This window comes from Aureimonas sp. Leaf324 (assembly GCF_001423245.1).
GTDB lineage: Bacteria > Pseudomonadota > Alphaproteobacteria > Rhizobiales > Rhizobiaceae > Aureimonas.
This window is the reverse complement of the sequence record NZ_LMOH01000029.1, coordinates 126,616-141,594: the sequence shown is the minus strand read 5'-3', so window position 1 is coordinate 141,594 and position 14,979 is coordinate 126,616. Positions and strand designations below refer to the sequence as shown.

12 protein-coding genes and 1 tRNA gene are annotated in these 14,979 nt (G+C 69.4%); 9 read left to right on the top strand and 4 right to left on the bottom strand.

The window, feature by feature from the left end:
* The first annotated feature begins 38 nt into the window (after positions 1-38).
* The 6 genes from ASF65_RS19865 (at position 39) to ASF65_RS19840 (ending at position 6,022) form a co-directional block, all read left to right on the top strand.
* Complete coding sequence (locus tag ASF65_RS19865) at positions 39-986, top strand: LysR family transcriptional regulator (protein WP_055893334.1); 948 nt, start codon at positions 39-41, stop codon at positions 984-986.
* A gap of 194 nt (positions 987-1,180) precedes the next feature.
* Entirely contained in the window at positions 1,181-2,647 is a 1,467-nt protein-coding gene (locus tag ASF65_RS19860) for an aldehyde dehydrogenase family protein (protein ID WP_055893422.1), read from the top strand.
* A gap of 126 nt (positions 2,648-2,773) precedes the next feature.
* Positions 2,774-3,979 carry an iron-containing alcohol dehydrogenase gene (locus tag ASF65_RS19855; RefSeq protein ID WP_055893332.1) on the top strand — a complete coding sequence of 402 codons (1,206 nt, stop codon included), beginning with the start codon at positions 2,774-2,776 and terminating at the stop codon, positions 3,977-3,979.
* A 43-nt stretch (positions 3,980-4,022) separates the two neighbouring features.
* The gene (locus tag ASF65_RS19850; RefSeq protein WP_055893329.1) at positions 4,023-4,976 is read left to right on the top strand and encodes a glutathione S-transferase family protein; all 954 of its coding nucleotides are present in this window, start codon (positions 4,023-4,025) and stop codon (positions 4,974-4,976) included.
* Positions 4,976-5,572 (top strand): glutathione S-transferase family protein, encoded by a 597-nt coding sequence (locus ASF65_RS19845; RefSeq protein WP_055893326.1) that lies wholly within the window; start codon positions 4,976-4,978, stop codon positions 5,570-5,572. The genes ASF65_RS19850 and ASF65_RS19845 overlap by 1 nt, the downstream gene beginning before the upstream one ends.
* Before the next feature lie 30 nt (positions 5,573-5,602).
* Positions 5,603-6,022, top strand: coding sequence for an ester cyclase (locus ASF65_RS19840; RefSeq protein ID WP_055893323.1), 420 nt, complete (start codon positions 5,603-5,605; stop codon positions 6,020-6,022).
* Positions 6,023-6,043: 21 nt separating this feature from the next.
* Here the strand turns inward: ASF65_RS19840 and ASF65_RS19835 are convergent, their stop codons facing one another.
* From ASF65_RS19835 to ASF65_RS19820, 4 genes are all read right to left on the bottom strand, one after another.
* Positions 6,044-6,805: an ABC transporter permease gene (locus tag ASF65_RS19835; RefSeq protein ID WP_055893321.1), complete on the bottom strand. Its 762-nt coding sequence runs from the start codon at positions 6,803-6,805 to the stop codon at positions 6,044-6,046.
* Complete coding sequence (locus ASF65_RS19830; RefSeq protein ID WP_055893319.1) at positions 6,802-7,779, bottom strand: ABC transporter ATP-binding protein; 978 nt, start codon at positions 7,777-7,779, stop codon at positions 6,802-6,804. The genes ASF65_RS19835 and ASF65_RS19830 overlap by 4 nt, the downstream gene beginning before the upstream one ends.
* Before the next feature lie 148 nt (positions 7,780-7,927).
* Positions 7,928-8,004 (bottom strand) — tRNA-His (locus tag ASF65_RS19825).
* 81 nt (positions 8,005-8,085) lie between these two features.
* The gene (locus tag ASF65_RS19820; protein ID WP_055893316.1) at positions 8,086-8,574 is read right to left on the bottom strand and encodes a phasin family protein; all 489 of its coding nucleotides are present in this window, start codon (positions 8,572-8,574) and stop codon (positions 8,086-8,088) included.
* A 243-nt stretch (positions 8,575-8,817) separates the two neighbouring features.
* Between ASF65_RS19820 and ASF65_RS19815 the strand changes: the two genes are divergently transcribed.
* The 3 genes from ASF65_RS19815 (at position 8,818) to ASF65_RS19805 (ending at position 14,893) form a co-directional block, all read left to right on the top strand.
* Positions 8,818-11,829, top strand: coding sequence for an ATP-binding protein (locus tag ASF65_RS19815; protein ID WP_055893314.1), 3,012 nt, complete (start codon positions 8,818-8,820; stop codon positions 11,827-11,829).
* Between the two features lie 231 nt (positions 11,830-12,060).
* Positions 12,061-13,107: a Fe(3+) ABC transporter substrate-binding protein gene (locus tag ASF65_RS19810; protein ID WP_055893312.1), complete on the top strand. Its 1,047-nt coding sequence runs from the start codon at positions 12,061-12,063 to the stop codon at positions 13,105-13,107.
* A 91-nt stretch (positions 13,108-13,198) separates the two neighbouring features.
* A complete protein-coding gene (locus ASF65_RS19805) occupies positions 13,199-14,893 on the top strand; it encodes an iron ABC transporter permease (protein WP_055893309.1) in 1,695 nt (564 codons plus the stop codon).
* Positions 14,894-14,979 lie beyond the last annotated feature (86 nt).

Sequence of the window (14,979 nt, the reverse complement as noted above, 5' to 3'; positions counted from 1 at the left end):
CGGGCGAGCGGCTATCCTCAATTCAGGAGGATTCGCGCGTGGACGTCAGGCAGCTTCGATACTTCGTCGCCATCGTGGAAAGCGGCTCGATCTCGCGCGCCTCGGGGCGTCTCAACATCGCGCAGCCCTCGCTGAGCCTTCATGTGCGCAACATGGAAGCCGATCTCGGCGTGCCGCTCCTCTTCCGCACCGCACAGGGCGTGCAGCCGACGGAAGCGGGCGAGATCCTCCTGCGCAATGCGCGCGCCATCGTCGCGCAGTTCGAGGAGGCCGAGCGCGAGATCCGCGGCAGCGGCGCCGAGCCGGCGGGCGAGGTGCGGCTGGGTCTTCCCTCCTCGATCGCGCAGGTGCTCGGCGTTCCGCTCGTTCTGGCCGCGCAGGAACGCCTGCCGAAGGTCAAGCTGCGCATCGCCGAGGCGATGAGCGGATACGTCCTCGACTGGCTGCGGCTCGGCCGCGTCGATCTCGGCCTTCTCTACGCCTTCGTCGAGGATCGAGGCCTGCGCTCCATCGGCCTCCTGTCGGAGGCGCTCCACCTCTTCGGCCCGGCAGCCGACCCCGACACGGCGGCGCTTCCCCCCTCGGGGTCGCCTGTTCCGGACTCGCTGCTGGCAGGCCTGCCGCTGATCCTGCCGAGCCCCGGCCACGGGCTTCGGGACCTTCTCGACGAACGGGCGGCCACCGAGGGAACGCGTCTCGCCGCCGCCATCGAGATCGACGCCTACGGCGCGATCAAGTCGCTGGTCGAGAAGGGTCTCGGCTATTCCGTGCTTCCCGCCCACGCGATCCGTCGCGAGACCGAGGGCGGGGCGATCCGGGCTTGGCCGTTCGAGCCGGCCTTCCTGCGCACGGTCCACCTCGTCGAGCCGATCGACCGACCGCTGTCGCACGCCGTGCAGGCTGTGGAGAAGCTGTGCCGGCAGACGCTGCGCGACCTCGTCCGCTCGGGCGAATGGAGCGGCGCGCAGATGCGGGTCAGCAGCTAGCCGCCACACCGGGCCGGGCATAGGGGAAGCCTATGCGAGGTCGCGCAAAACTGTGTTGGGCAGCGTGCCCGCCGCGGCCGATATCCTCCTGCGACACCGAACGGGCGGACGCGTTCGAGGAGGGTGGCTGGAGCGAGAGCGCTCGCTGCCGGATGCATCCGCCTCCCCTGTCGCGCCGTGGCGAGGAGACCTTCATGAACGCTCACACCAAAGCCCCCGAGGCCGCCAAGGGCGTCTTCATCGACAACCGCTGGCATAAGCCTGCGAACGGGCGCACCCTCCCCGTGGTCGCGCCGGCCGAAGGCGTCGTCTTCGCCGAGATCGCCGCCGGCGGCGCGGAGGATGTCGACCGCGCGGTTAAGGCGGCGCGCAAGGCGGCCGAAGGCGGAGCCTGGGGCCGGATGTCGGCGACCGAGCGCGGCCGGCTCCTAACGAAGCTCGCCCTCGCGATCGAGGCCAACGCCGAAGACCTCGCCCGCCTCGAGGCGCGCGACACCGGCAAGCCGATGAAGCAGGCGCGGGCGGACATGGTCGCCACGGCCCGCTATTTCGAGTTCTACGGCGGCGCGGCCGACAAGGTTCACGGCGAGACGATCCCCTTCCTGCCGGGCTATTTCGTCACCACCGAGCGCGTCCCCTTCGGCGTCACCGCCCACGTCATTCCCTGGAACTACCCTGCGCAGATGTTCGGGCGCACGGTCGGCCCGGCGCTCGCGATGGGCAATGCCTGCGTCGTCAAACCGGCCGAGGACGCCTGCCTCACTCCGCTGCGCCTTGCCGAACTCATGGCCGAGGTGGGCTTTCCCGAAGGGGCCATCGCCGTGGTGCCGGGGCTCGGCGAGGAGGCCGGCGCGGCGCTCTCCGGCCATCCCGACATCGACTTCATCTCCTTCACCGGCTCGCCCGAGGTCGGTACGCTGATCCAGACGGCGGCCGCGCGCAACCACATCGGCTGCACGCTCGAGCTCGGCGGCAAGAGCCCGCATGTCGTGTTCGGCGACGCCGACCTCGACACGGCCGCAAGCGTGATCGCCAACACCATGGTGCAGAACGCCGGGCAGACCTGCTCGGCCGGCTCGCGCGTCCTCGTCGAGAAGGCCGCCTACGAGCGGGTCGTCACCGCGCTCGCCGATCGGTTCGGCAAGCTCGTCGCCGGCACGCCCGAGATGGACCGCGACCTCGGTCCGGTGATCAACGCCACCCAGAAGAAGCGCATCGAGGGCTTCTTCGCTCGTGCCGAGGAGGGTTCGGTCCCGGTGCTCGCCAGCGGCACGATCGCCGCCGGCGTGCCGGACGGCGGCTTCTTCGTGGCGCCGCGCATCTACGGCCCGGTGCCGCGCGGCAACGAGCTGGCGAACAAGGAGGTCTTCGGCCCGGTGCTGTCCGTTCTCCCCTTCGAGGACGAGGCGGACGCCGTGCGCCTTGCCAACGGCACGGACTACGGCCTGATGGCCGCCGTCTGGTCGCACGACGGCAACCGCGCCGTTCGCGTCTCGCGCGGCATCAAGGCGGGGCAGGTCTACATCAACGCTTTCGGCGCGGGCGGCGGCATCGAGCTGCCCTTCGGCGGTATGAAGAAGTCCGGCCACGGGCGCGAGAAGGGCTTTGCGGCCCTCCACGACATCTCGACGATCCGCACCACGATCATCAAGCACGGCTGATCGCGCGCCATAGGGTGCGGCGATAGCGGCTCCACAAAAGCCCTATTGGCGCGGCCCTCGGCCGCCGCGCCATCTTCGATCCGACCGGCGGCCAGACCCGCCTCGGCGCTTCGGGAGGAAACGTCGTTGATCAGCCATTTCTACATGCCGACGCGCGTCGTCGCCGGCCAGGGCTCGCTCGCCACGATCGGGGCGCTCGCGCGCGAGCTGACGATGAGCCGCGTCCTCGTCGTGTCGGACCCGGTGATCTCGCAGCAGCCGTTCCACGCGGAGGCGATCGCAGCGCTGGAAGCGGCCGGCATCACCACCGCCCGCTTCGACGACTGCGGCATCGATGCGCGCTGCTCGCATATCGACACGGAGGGCGCGCGCGTCCGGCGCGAGGGCATCGACGGGGTCGTGTGCATCGGCGGCGGCTCGGTGATGTGCACTGGCAAGGGCATCGCGATCGTGGCGACCAACGACAAGCCGATGGCCGAGTGCACCGGCGTCGGCCGCTTCGACAAGCGCGCGCTTCCGATGATCATGGTGCCGACCACGGCCGGCTCGGGCTCCGAGGTCTCGCAGTGGACCATCGTCAAGGACGAGGAGCGCCACCTGAAGCTTCTCGGCGGCGGACCGCTCAGCTTCCCGGATGCGGCGATCCTCGATCCCGTGACGCTGCGCTCGCTGCCGATGCGCGTGGCGGCGCTGCCGGCGGTCGACGCGCTGACCCATGCCGTCGAGGCCTATTTCAGCGCCATCGGCTCGCCGATCACCGATGCGCTGGCGATCGCGGCCGTGCGCCTCCAGTACGGGTCGCTGCGCGCCTCGATCAATTCCGACGACGAGCGCGCTCGCGAGGACAATCTCGTGGCCTCCTGCATGGCCAACATCGCCTGCGGCAACGCCCGGCTCGGCCACGGCCACGCCCTGTCGCTGCCGCTCGAGGGCCATCTCGACCTGCCCCATCCCTATGGCGTCGGCGTTCTCCTGCCGCATGTGACGGCCTTCAACCTCGCCGTCCTGCCCCACAAGGTGAAGCCGCTCGCGGAAGCCTTGGAGGTCGAGACCGCCGGCCTGTCGCGGCCCGAGATGATCGAAGCCTGCGCGGAGGCGATCCGCTCGCTCTACCGCGACATCGGCTTCCCCGAGCATTTCACGCGCGAGCAGTTGCCCGAGGAGCGTGTGCGCGAGATGGCGCAGCGCGCGGTGCCGGGCCTCTATGCCGGCATCGCCGCTCGCGACTTCGACCCGGCCACCGCCAACGACCACACCGTGATCGCCTGCCCCTCGGCCCGCAAGATGACGGTCGGGCAGGCCGAGGCCATCTTCCGGCGCTGCCTCGTCTGAGGCCCCGTCATCTTCGAAACGCGTTCTCGGGAGGAACGTCGCCATGGACCAGCCGATCCTGCATCACTACGACCTGTCCCCGTTCGGCGAGAAGGTCCGTCTCGCCTTCGGGCACAAGGGGCTGGCCTGGCGCTCGGTGGAGACGCCGATCTGGCCGCCGCGGCCCGACACCGTGCCGCTGACGGCGGGCTATCGCCGCTCGCCGGTGCTGCAGATCGGCGCCGACGTCTACTGCGACACGCTCCTCATCTTCCGCGAGCTCGAACGCCGCTACCCCGAACCGACGCTCTATCCCGGTGGGCAGACGGGCCTGGCCGCCGTCCTGTCCTGGTGGGCCGACACGACGACCTTCATCCCCGCCGCTTCGATCGCGACCTCGATCATCGGCGACGGCGTGCCGCCCGAGTTCATCGAGGACCGCATCGCCTTCATGCGGCATGACTTCTCGAAAGCCGCCTCGCTGCGCGACCTCGGCCTCAACCGCCAGCGTGTCGCCGCCCAGATGACGCATCTGGCCGACATGCTGCGCGACGGCCGTCCCTTCCTGATCGGCGACGCGGTATCGGCCGCCGACCTCTCCGCCTATCACCCGCTTTGGTTCGTGCGCACACATGCGGGCGAGGAGGCGGATCGTCTCCTGCCCTTCGATCCCGCGACCCTCGCCTGGATGGAGCGCGTCGCAGCGCTCGGCCACGGCACGCGCAGCCCGCTCGGCGCCGACGAGGCGCTGGCGATCGCCCGCGCCGCCGAACCCGTCGCGCTCGAAGGCGTCGATCTTGACGACCCGAGCGGCCTGAAGGCGGGCGACGCGGTTGCGATCCGGTCCGACGATGCCAATGATCCGATCCACGGCATCCTCGTCACCGCCGACCGGGACGAGATCGTGATCCGCCATGAGAACGAGCTGGTCGGGCTCGTCCACGTCCACTTCCCGCGCTTCGGCTACAGCGCGATTCCCCACGAGGCTGCCGACTCGCTGGCCGCCGAGGCCGCCTGATGCGCATCCTCACCAATACGACGTCGCCCTATGCCCGGATCGCCCGCATCGCGCTCGGCGAAAAGGGGTTCGACCTCTCGGGCACCGAGATCGTCAATCCGTGGAGCGACGATCCGGGCCTTCTCGCCCTGAACAGCGCGGCGCGCGTGCCGACGCTCGAGACCGACGAAGGCCTGCCGATCACCGAAAGCCTGCTCGTGGTCCTCTGGCTGGAGCGCAAGGTGCCGGAGCCCTCGCTGCTGCCCGGCACCCTGGATCGGACGATCAGTCTGGCAGGCCGCGCGATGGGCGTCGTCGACGCCATGGCCAACATCGTCACCAACCGGATGCAGGTCGACCCGAATTTCGGCGAGCACCGCGTCGGCCTCAAGCGCCGGCGCGCGATCGTCGAGGGGATGCGCCAGCTGGAGAGCGATCCGCCGGACTACGACGGCGGCACGCCGTCGATCGCGGTGATCGCGAGCGTGGTCGCCCTCGACTACCTCGCCCTGCGCTTTCCCGGCGAGCCCTGGGTCGAGGCCTATCCGCGGCTCGAAGACCTGCGCGCCAAGGTCGCCGATCGCCCCGCCTTCGCGGCGACCGCACCCAGCCTTTGACATCACAGAGCCGTCTCGGGAGGACGACACATGGCGACGCCGGAAGAGAACAAGCAGCTGGCCAGGGACTACTTCAAGGCGTTCCTGGCGCATGACGATGCCTGGTGGGTGGCCCACATCGCCGACGATTTCGTGCGCCACGATCCCGGCCTGCCCTTCGAGGTGCGCGGGATCGAGGGGGTGCGCAAGCTCGCCGATGTCCTGAACCCCGGCATTCCCGACATGAAGCTGCCCATTAGCCACGCCGTCGCCGAGGGCGACCTCGTGCTGATCCATCTGCGCGTGCAGGGCACGCACGGCGGCGAGCTGATGGGGCTGGAGCCGACCGGCAAGCCGATCGACATCGGCGTGATGGACCTCTTCCGCTTCCAGGGCGACAAGCTCGTCGAGCACTGGGCGCTGCTCGACAATCTCGGGCTCCTCAAGCAGCTCGGCGTCTCGTCGATCTGACGGCGACGCCACCCGCCGGGGTCAGGCGCGGATGCGCCACCCCGTGCGGAAGATCCACCAGATCCCGGCGACGCACAGGACCATGAAGCCGAGCGTCGCCGCGAGGCTCCAGCCGACGCCGACGTCGGACGTGCCGTAGAAGCTCCAGCGGAAGCCGCTGACCAGATAGACCACCGGGTTGAACAGCGTCACCGTCTGCCAGACCGGCGGCAGCATCGAGATCGAGTAGAAGCTGCCGCCGAGGAAGGTCAGCGGCGTGACGATCAGGAGCGGCACGATCTGCAGCTTCTCGAACCCTTCCGCCCAGATGCCGATGATGAAGCCGAGGAGGCTGAAGGTCACGGCCGTCAGCACCAGGAAGGCCAGCATGAAGCCGGGATGCTCGATCTTGAGCGGCACGAAGAGCGCGGCCGTGGCGAGGATGATGAGCCCGAGAATCACCGACTTCGTCGCCGCCGCCCCGACATAGGCAATGGTGATCTCGATCGCCGAGACAGGCGCCGACAGGATCTCGTAGATCGTACCGGTGAACTTCGGGAAGTAGATGCCGAACGAGGCGTTGGAGATGCTCTGCGTCAAAAGCGAGAGCATGATAAGGCCGGGCACGATGAAGGCGCCGTAGGAGACGCCCTCGATCGCGTCCATGCGCGAGCCGATCGCCGAGCCGAACACCACGAAGTAGAGCGAGGTCGAGATCACCGGCGCGACGATGCTCTGGAGGAGCGTGCGCCAGGCGCGCGCCATCTCGAAGAGATAGATCGAGCGGATCGCATGGAGGTTCATGGGCGGGCCTCGACCAGGCTGACGAAGATGTCTTCCAGCGTGCTCTGGCGGGTCGTCACGTCGCGCAGGCGCACGCCCGCCGTCGACAGGTCCTCCAGAAGCCGGCTGATGCCCGGCCGCTCCGACTGGCTGTCGTAGACATAGGTGAGTTCCGTCCCCTCGCCCGAAAGCGAGAGATCGTAGGCGGCCAGCGCCGGGGGAACGGCGGCGAGCGGCGCCTGCAGCGTCAGCACCATCTCCTTGCGGCCGAGCTTTCGCATCAGCGCGGCCTTCTCCTCGACGAGGACGATGCGCCCGCCCCGGATCACGCCGATCCGGTCGGCCATCTCCTCGGCCTCCTCGATGTAGTGCGTCGTCAGGATCACGGTGACGCCGCCGTCGCGCAGGCCCCGCACCACCTGCCACATGTCCTGGCGCAGGCGCACGTCGACGCCCGCCGTCGGCTCGTCGAGGAAGAGGACGCGCGGCTCGTGGCTCAACGCCTTGGCGATCAGCACGCGCCGCTTCATGCCGCCGGACAGGGTCATGATCTTGGCATCGCGCTTGTCCCAGAGCGACAGCTGGCGCAGCACCTTCTCGATATGGGCGGGATCGGGCGCGAGGCCGAAGAGGCCGCGGCTGAAGCTCACCGTCGCCCACACGGTCTCGAACGCGTCGGTGGTCAGCTCCTGCGGCACGAGGCCGATCAGCGAGCGCGTGCGCCGATAGTCGCGCACGATGTCGTGGCCGCCGACCCGGACCTCGCCCTCGCCAGGGTTCACGATGCCGCAGATGATGCTGATCAGCGTCGTCTTTCCGGCGCCGTTGGGCCCGAGCAGCGCGAAGATCTCGCCGGGCTCGATCGACAGGTTGATGTCGTCGAGCACCTTGGCGCCCGAGCGATAGGACTTCGAGAGATGGCGCACCGAGAGAATAGGCTCGCGCGCCGCACCCGGCGGCACGCCGGCCTCGGTCGCGGACAAGGAATTGGGCATGGGGCCTCCGTCCGGCGCGTGGGCGCCGATCGCACGCACAATTCGGGCGCCTTGCGATTTGGACAAGCCCTAAGCGCGACCGCATGAGGGTCAGAGGCAGCGCACGACGGCGCGGCGCGGGACGACCATCAACTGAAGGGAGAAACGGTGGTACGGTTGAGTGGGTTCGAACCACCGACCTTCGGAGCCACAATCCGACGCTCTAACCAACTGAGCTACAACCGCATACCGATGCGCCCGCAATAGAAAACTTTTGCGGCAAAGGCAAGCCTCGGGCGCGCGATCGGCGCCCGAGGCGATCTCATGTCAGAAATTGTCCTGGCCGGTGGCCTTCTGCGCCGCCTCGCGGCCCGGGCGGATCACGTCCTGCGCGACGTTCTGCGACAGCGACTGCATCTCCTTGGCCTGATCGGCGAAGAGTTCCATCTGGCGGCGCATGAAGCTCGTCTGCAGTTCGACGAACTCGGCCATCGACTTGGCGGAGGCGAGCTTCTCGAAATGCTGGAAGTTCATCTCGGCCTGCGCCCGCATGCCCTCGATCGCGCGCTTCGTCAGGTTCAGCGAGCCCGAATGGGCGTTCTCGACGGTCGCTTCCAGCGTCTGCGTCGCTTGGTCGGCGGCGGACTTCATCCGCGCATAGGCTTCCTTCGACTGCTCGATCGACGTCTGCGTCATCGTGCGGAAGGCCTCGCCCATCTTCGACGGGTCGATGCCCATGGCGGCCTGGGCGCGCTTGGCGTTGTCGAAGGCGTCGCGCGCCGGATCGCCGGAGTTGAAGTTCTCGGTATCGGACATGACGGCATTCTCCTCGACCGGATGATGGCGGATCCAAAGCCCGCAAACGACAAACTAGGGGCGTGCGCGGGGTTGGAACAGGGCCGGCACGGCATTCACACAGCCATGTTAACCCTGCCCGGCCTTTCAGCCGTCGCGAAGGCGCGCGGTTCTGGATTTGATCTTCCCGTGGCCTTATTAACGAAGCGGTAACCGATCGACCGCCCGCAGGAGCGCAAGGCCATTCCGTCCGTCCTCGACATCATGTCCCTGAAGTCCGTCCGCGCCGCGACACTCGCCGGCTCGGCCGTGGCCGTCCTGGATGCCGGGCTGGGTCAGGTCCTGTGGATGAACGCCGCCGGCCGCCGGCTGTTGGGTGGGATGGAAGCACCGAGCGCCGACGTGATGCGCCAAGTCCGCTCGGCGCGCGAGGCCTTCGCGGGCAAGGGCCGCACCCAGCTTCTCCTGCGCCCGCCGGAGGGCAGCGGTCTCGGCAAGGCGCTGCTGGCGCGGCTCGAGGCGATCTCCGCCGGCGGCGCGCATCTGGCGCTGCTGTCGGTCAAGCTCGGCCACGACGTCGTCGCGTCGCCGGGCGAACACGCACGCGAAATCCTCGTCGACGCCGGGCTGACGAATGCGCTGGCCTGCGTGGTCGGGCCGAACGGCATCCTGGCAGCGACCGATCGCCTGCCGGAGGACGAACATTCGCTGCTCGCCGTCCAGGGCCGGGAGTTCCTGCAGGCCGACGAGGACCGCCTCGTGGTCGAAGACGAGGCCGGCGCCCTGTCCTTCACCCGCGTCGGCGACGGGCTGGTGCTGATCCATATCGACATGCCGGGCGAGACCGGCGTCGCCGCCCGGGCACCCGACGCCGCGGAGGATACGGAGACAGTCGCCACGCCGGCCGAGGTCGAAGCGCCGGCCGAGGCGGAAGCCGAGGAGGCCGCCCCCGCAGAGCCGGTCCTCGACGCGGATGACGATGCGCGCGAAGCCGTCGTGCCGCCGCTCGCCGAGGCCGAGGCGAGCGCTCCGGGCGACATGCCCGACCTTCCCGACCTTCCCGATCTTCCCGACGAGAGGCCCGAGCTTGCCCCGGCCGTCCCCAGCGCCGAGCCCTTCCGCGCCGTCCTCGACGCCGAACCCGTCCGCTTCGTCTGGCAGACCGATGCGGAGACCTGCTTCTCGCAACTCTCGCCGGAGTTCGCGGCGATCGTCGGGCCCCGCGCCGCGGACGTGATCGGCCGGCCGTTCGCCGATGTCGCGCGCGTCTTCGGCTTCGACGAGACCGGCGAGATCGAGCGCCTCCTGCAGCGGCGCGACACGTGGTCGGGCCGCACGATCCTGTGGCCGCTGGAGGGCACCGACCGCCGCGCGCCGATCGATCTCGCGGGGCTGCCGCTCTACAGCCGCGATCGCGAGTTCCTGGGTTTTCGCGGCTTCGGCGTGGTGCGGCCGTCCGAGCATGAGAGCGATCCGGCGGCGATCGGCCTCGCGCTCGCTCTCCCCGAACGCAGCGCCCGCATCGACGTCTCCTCGGCGGCCCCGCCTGCCGATGACGACACGGCGGAGGCGCAAGCCGCGACGGCCTTCGGGCGCCGCACGGCGCCTCCGCCCCCCGCCATCGAGACGGTTGCCGAGCGACGCCGCCGCGAGGCGAATCTCTCGAATGCCGAGGTCGCGGCCTTCAAGGCGATTGGGGCGAAGCTCGGCCATCGCGCGCAGGAGGCCCTCGCCGACGCGCAGGCGCCCCTCCCCGCGCCGGTCGAGATCGCGTCCTCCGAGGCTGCGCCGGACGACGGCTCGACGCTGCTCCTGCCGGTCCAGGAACTCGAGGACATGCTCGACGCACTGCCGCTGGCGGTGCTCGTGCAGATGCAAGAGCGGCTGATCTTTGCAAACCGGCGCTTCTTCACGCTGACCCGCTACGAGGATCTCGACGCGCTGGAAGCCGCCGGCGGCCTCGACCATCTCGTGCAGACGTCGGGCTCCGGCTTCGAGGACGAGACGGCGCTGATCCAGTGCGCCGACGGCTCGTTCGAGCGTGCGCGCCTTCATCTTCAGCGCATCAGCGTCGCCGGGCGGTCCTGCCTTCTCATGTCGTTCCCGCCGGCCGAGGCCGAGCCGGAGGAGGACATGACGCCGATCCTTCTCGACCTTCAGGGCGAGGTGGAGGAGCTTCAGGCGGTCCTCGACACGGCCACCGACGGCATTCTCCTCCTCGACGAGGGCGAGCGGCTGCGCAAGATGAACGGTGCCGCCGAAGCGCTGTTCGGCCTGCGGCCCGAGGCCTATGTCGGCCTGCCGCTGCAGGAGTTGCTGGCGCCCGACAGCCGCCGCGTCCTCACCGACTACATCGGCACCTTGCGCGACAACGGGCTGGCCGCGATTCTCAACGACGGGCGCGAGGTCGAGGCGCGGGTGGCGGGCGGCGACCGCACGATCCCGCTCTTCATGACGCTCGGCCGTCTCAGCCAGGGCCGCGGCTGGTGCGTGGTGATCCGCGACATCGCGCAGTGGAAGAGCGCCGAATCGGATCTCATCGAGGCGCGTCGCCTCGCCGAGGACGCCAGCCTCCACAAGAGCCGCTTCCTCGCCAATATCAGCCACGAGTTGCGGACGCCGCTGAACGCCATCATCGGCTTTGCCGACGTCATGGCCTCGGAATGCTTCGGCCCGATCGGCCACGAGCGCTATCTCGAGTATCTCGGCGACATCAAGCGCTCGGGCCACCACGTGCTCGATCTCGTCAACGACCTCCTCGACATCTCCAAGATCGAGGCCGGCAAGGTCGACCTCGCCTTCGAGGCGGTGTCGCTCAACGAGGTGGTCGCAGAGGTCGTGTCGCTGATGCAGCCGCAGGCCAACCGCGAGCGCGTGATCGTCCGCTCGGTGCTGCCCGCGAGCGTGCCGAGCGTCGTCGCCGACCGACGCTCGGTCCGCCAGATCGCGCTCAACCTCATCGCCAACGCCGTGCGCTTCACGCCGGCGGGCGGCCAGATCGTCGCCTCGACCCATTACGGATCGACCGGCGAGGTGGCGCTGCGCTTCCGCGACTCGGGGATCGGCATGACCGAGCGAGAGATCGAGATCGCGCTGACCCCGTTCCAGCAGGTGAATGCCGGCCGCGACGAGCGGGGCGAAGGCACGGGCCTCGGCCTGCCGCTGACCAAGGCGATGGCCGAGGCGAACCGCGCGCAGTTCTCCATCGCCTCGACGCCCGGCGAGGGAACGCTGGTCGAGATCGTCTTTCCCGCGCAGCGCGTGCTGGCCGACTGACGCATAATGCTTCGCAAGCATTAGCGTCGCCGATTTGCTATTGGAACGATTCCAATCTTGCAGTTGAACGGAACGTTACTGCCCTTTCTACTTGATTCCATCCTTCGAGTGGGGCATCCGAAACCGGACTGCGAGACGCAAGTTTCGCGGACCGCCCGGCGGGGCCGTTCCGGCGCTGCCTTCCCCATCTGCGGCCGACACTTGGCGTCGGCGATGCCCCGAGGACCCGATATGACCAAGCTTCTTCCGAGCCGAGCCGCTTTCGGACTGGGCGTCTGCGCCCTCGCCCTGTCCGCGCCGGCCGCGGCGCAGGCGGCCGACGTCAACATCTATTCCTCGCGCCAGCCGGCTCTGATCCAGCCGCTGCTCGACGCCTTCACCAAGGAGACCGGCCTCACCACGGCGACGATCTTCATCGAGAAGGGGCTCGAGGAGCGCATCAAGGCCGAGGGCGCGAATTCGCCGGCCGACGTCGTGCTGACGGTCGACATCGGCCGCCTCGACGCCACCAAGCAGGCCGGCGTGCTGCAGCCGCTCGAGGACGCGGTGATCGAGAAAGACATTCCCGCCGCCTTCCGCGACGCGGGCAAGGAATGGTCGGGCGTCACGTCGCGCGCCCGTGTCGTCTACGCCTCGAAGGAGCGCGTCGGCGACGAGGCGATCACCTACGAGAGCCTCGCCGACCCGAAGTGGAAGGGCAAGATCTGCATCCGCTCGGGCCAGCACCAGTATAACGTCGCGCTGATCGCGGCCTATCTCGCTCATCACGGCGAGGCGGCGACGCGGACCTGGCTGACGGGCCTGCGCGACAACCTCGCTTCCGCGCCCGAGGGCGGCGACCGCGACCAGGCGCGCAACATCGCGGCCGGCCAGTGCGACATCGCCATCGGCAACACCTATTACGTCGGCCTGATGCGGAACAACGAGAAGGAGCCGGAGCAGAAGGAGTGGGCGAACGCCATCAAGGTCGTCCTGCCGACCTTCGAGAACGGCGGCACCCACGTCAACATCTCCGGCATGGGCCTCGCCAAGAACGCGCCGAACCGTGACAACGCGGTGAAGTTCATGGAATTCCTCGCCACCGACGAAGCCCAGCGCATCTACGCCGAGGTGAACTACGAGTACCCGCTGAAGCCGGGCGTCGCCCTGTCGGAAACGGTGAAGAGCTTCGGCGAACTGAAGCCCGACACGCTGTCGCTCAGCGACATCGCGGCCAACCGCGCCAAGGCCTCGGAGCTCGTCGACGAGGTCGGCTTCGACAACGGCCCGAAGTCCTGACCCCTCCTCCCGCAAGGATCGCGGCGCGGGCGGCTGGAAGGGCCGCCCGCGCCGACGCATGGACGCACGAGGGGACGCACGAGGGTCGGCTTTGAGCGAATTGCGGTTGGGCAGCGCGGGCGTCGTGCCGGCGCGGCGGGCGAGCGTCGGCTCGGAACGCCTGTTCCTGGCCGCGGCGCTCGCGGTCGGGCTCCTGGTCGCGCTTCCCGTCCTGTCGCTCGCGGCGATCGCGCTCACCGGCGGCACCGCGAACTGGTCGCACCTCGCCCGCACCGTCCTGCCGCGCGCCACCGGCACGACGCTGGCGCTGATGGCGGGCGTCGGCGTCGCGACCGCGGTCGTCGGCACGCTCACCGCCTGGCTGGTCACGAGCTTCCGCTTCCCCGGCCAGCGCGTCTTCGCCTGGGCGCTGGTGCTGCCGCTCGCCGTGCCGACCTATATCGCGGCCTACTGCTTCAACGAGCTCCTGCATTATGTCGGGCCGGTCCAGTCCGGCCTCCGGGCGCTGTTCGGCTGGACGGCGCGCTCCGACTACTGGTTCCCCGACATCCGCTCGGCCGGCGGGGCCGTCCTCGTCCTGTCCAGCGTCCTTTACCCCTATGTCTTCCTGACGGTGCGGCTCGTCTTCCTGATGCAGGGGCGAAAGGCGGCCGACGTCGCGCGCACGCTCGGCGCCGGTCGCCTGCGCATCCTCGCCACCGTGCTCCTGCCGATGGCACGCCCGGCGATCGCGGTCGGCGTCGCGCTGGTCCTCATGGAGACCGTCAACGACATCGGCGCAGTCGAATTCCTCGGCGTCCAGACGCTGACCTTCGCGGTCTACGCGACCTGGCTGAACCGGGGGGATCTCGCCGGGGCGACGCAGATCGCGCTTCTGATGCTCGCCTTCATCCTCCTTCTCCTGTGGGTCGAGCGCTTCGCGCGGCGGCGTCAGCGCTTCACCGCCGGGCGATCCGACACCGTGCGCGCCGGCGCCGAGCGCCTCGCCGGCTGGAAGGGCTGGGCGGCCGCCGCGGCCTGCCTCCTGCCGATCGCCTCGGGTTTCGGCGTGCCGCTCGCCATCCTCGGCGGCTACGCCTTCCGGCGCCCAGAGGATTTCGCCGATCCCCAGCTCTGGCGGGCCTTGCAGAACACGATCGTCGTCGCCGGTTCGACCGCGCTCCTGACGGTCGCGATCGGCTTTCTCGTCGCCTACGGCATCCGCCTCACCAACGCCCGCCCGCTGCGCGTCCTGTCGCGCCTGGCCGCCTTCGGCTACGCGGTGCCCGGTACGATCCTCGCCATGGGCATCCTCGTCCCCTTCGCCGCCTTCGACAATGCGCTGGACGCCGCCCTTCGCGCCGCGTTCGGCGTCTCGACCGGACTTCTCCTCTCCGGCTCCGGCTTTGCCATCGTCTTCGCCTGCACGGCACGTTTCATGGCGATGGGGCACGGCTCGCTCGACAACGGCTTCGCGCGCCTGTCGCCGCATCTCGACATGGCCTCGCGCGCGCTCGGGCACGGACCGGGCGGCACGCTGCGGCGCGTTCTCCTCCCCTTGATGCGGCCGGCGCTCCTCACCGCCATGCTCCTCGTCTTCGTGGAAGCCGCCAAGGAGCTTTCGGCGACGATCCTCCTGCGGCCCTTCGACTTCGACACGCTCGCCACCTTCGTCTACGCGCAGGCCTCGCGCGCCGCCTTCGAGGACGGGGCGATCGCCAGCCTCCTCATCGTCGCGACCGGCATCCTGCCCGTCGTCGTTCTCACCCGGAGCCTTGCGCGAGACGGCCGGACGCGCGCCGACTGACAAGGTTCGGGCAAGCCGGACGCGCCAACGCCTTGGCTCCGGCACAATTCGGTGCGACACAAGGCTCGATCCGTCGGCCTTCCTTC

Excerpts from the sequence above, each read along its gene's own strand:
- ASF65_RS19860 (WP_055893422.1), top strand. The coding sequence starts at position 1,181 with ATGAACGCTCACACCAAAGCCCCCGAGGCCGCCAAGGGCGTCTTCATC.
- ASF65_RS19850 (WP_055893329.1), top strand. The coding sequence starts at position 4,023 with ATGGACCAGCCGATCCTGCATCACTACGACCTGTCCCCGTTCGGCGAG.
- ASF65_RS19845 (WP_055893326.1), top strand. The coding sequence starts at position 4,976 with ATGCGCATCCTCACCAATACGACGTCGCCCTATGCCCGGATCGCCCGC.
- ASF65_RS19840 (WP_055893323.1), top strand. The coding sequence starts at position 5,603 with ATGGCGACGCCGGAAGAGAACAAGCAGCTGGCCAGGGACTACTTCAAG.
- ASF65_RS19835 (WP_055893321.1), bottom strand. The coding sequence starts at position 6,805 with ATGAACCTCCATGCGATCCGCTCGATCTATCTCTTCGAGATGGCGCGC.
- ASF65_RS19830 (WP_055893319.1), bottom strand. The coding sequence starts at position 7,779 with ATGCCCAATTCCTTGTCCGCGACCGAGGCCGGCGTGCCGCCGGGTGCG.
- ASF65_RS19820 (WP_055893316.1), bottom strand. The coding sequence starts at position 8,574 with ATGTCCGATACCGAGAACTTCAACTCCGGCGATCCGGCGCGCGACGCC.
- ASF65_RS19815 (WP_055893314.1), top strand. The coding sequence starts at position 8,818 with ATGTCCCTGAAGTCCGTCCGCGCCGCGACACTCGCCGGCTCGGCCGTG.
- ASF65_RS19810 (WP_055893312.1), top strand. The coding sequence starts at position 12,061 with ATGACCAAGCTTCTTCCGAGCCGAGCCGCTTTCGGACTGGGCGTCTGC.